Below are 1,465 nucleotides of genomic sequence, written 5' to 3'. Positions count from 1 at the left end.
GTTTGGTACCTGTAAAGATATAACATTTTTCCAATTGACCGGCTGATTCTGAATTGTATGTAGCCCTATAACATTATTCTTAAATCAATTCAAAACAGTTTCTTAATCAGTTCATTACCAGAAACTGTTGCATTTTTATCTGTTACTACGAATGACAATGTATAGTTGCCCGGCTTAGCATCATTTGCAATCTTGTTGTTAACAGTTAATGTCATGTAGTTCAAATCAAGCAAATCGTCTCTGGTAATATTCCAAAGGCTGCCATCTTTCTTGAAGTATTGAACGTTTTGGAATTCATGGTTAGCATCAGAATTAGTGAGGAATCCTAATTGAGTGGCTTCTTCCTTCAATACTACTTGACCGCTCTGACGTGCTTCTTCACGGTTAGCAGCCGGGAAGCTTGCGAAGATGCTCTTGCCGTCCTTTGTAAAGTCAACGCGGATTTCTTTCGTCGCATCACCCGGTTTAACTTGGTGAGTAGTAACATTCAATTCTTCTGCAGCAATTTCACTACCTGCGATATTGATTTCAACTTGATTATAATATTGGCCAATAGTCTCTTGTGCATCCGGACATACATGACCATCTACAGACATAGTATGTGCAGTCAGGGTAATTGTTACGCCTTCGGCACCTTCCGGAACAATGATGCTCTTGCCATCTTCGCTGATTGTAATACCGTATTGTTCAGCCAAAGATTTGTTCGTACCTTCGAATGTATAGTAATAGTCATACAAACCAGGATTTTTGAGAGTCAACGCAGTCGTTGTTCCTGCCGGTATTTTATCTTCACTTGCTCGTTTTTCACGTCCTGCTTCATCAACAAAGTATACTCTTGCTTCAGTAATATTAGCAATTCTGCCACTTGTGTACTGATTGCTTGATGTAACAACAGCCAAATCGTAAGTAGTGTAAGGTTTTCCGTTTACACACAAAGTATATGCCATTTGACTGTCATCTGTACTTTCAGGATCGTAGTCAAATGCCTTTTCAATATTTGTCTTGTTGATTGTTTCATCCATTGCAATAGACAAAGTCCAACTTCCGTTTGCAGAAGCAGCACGAGTCTTGTTCATCAAGGTATTATTGGGCTCTGCAGTTACAACAACAGGGGCTTCATTGCCTCTTGCGTCAACTAAAGTCAATTTTTGTGCACCCAAATCATAGTCAGCCGGAGTAACTTGTACATTAACGGTTGAAATCTGACCAACCAAGAATTGATCTAATACTACAGCACCTTTTTCACCTGCCCAATCTGGAGTAGCTACACCAGCAACACCCCATTGGATATCAAAACCTTCAGTACCTTTAAACTCTGCTTCATCTAAGTTCTCGATTACGATAGAAGTCAACTGCGCAGCATTCTTCATCAAAGTAACGCTTTGTCCGTCAACAGTAATGGTGCAAGTGTCGCCGTTGTCAACCAAAACAACGTTGCTTCCCACTTCGATATCCATCAGTTGGT

General features: G+C 40.3%; 1 pseudogene. It reads right to left on the bottom strand.

The annotated features are described in order from the left end of the window. Positions 1-89: 89 nt before the first annotated feature. Positions 90-1,465 (bottom strand): annotated as a pseudogene (locus tag B5F91_RS15255) (hypothetical protein); the annotation flags it as partial.

Origin of the sequence: Bacteroides sp. An322, assembly GCF_002161765.1 — a bacterium.
GTDB classification, from domain to species: Bacteria; Bacteroidota; Bacteroidia; order Bacteroidales; family Bacteroidaceae; genus Phocaeicola; species Phocaeicola merdavium.
Note: the sequence above shows the minus strand (reverse complement) of the source record. Positions and strands in the feature narration are given on the sequence as shown.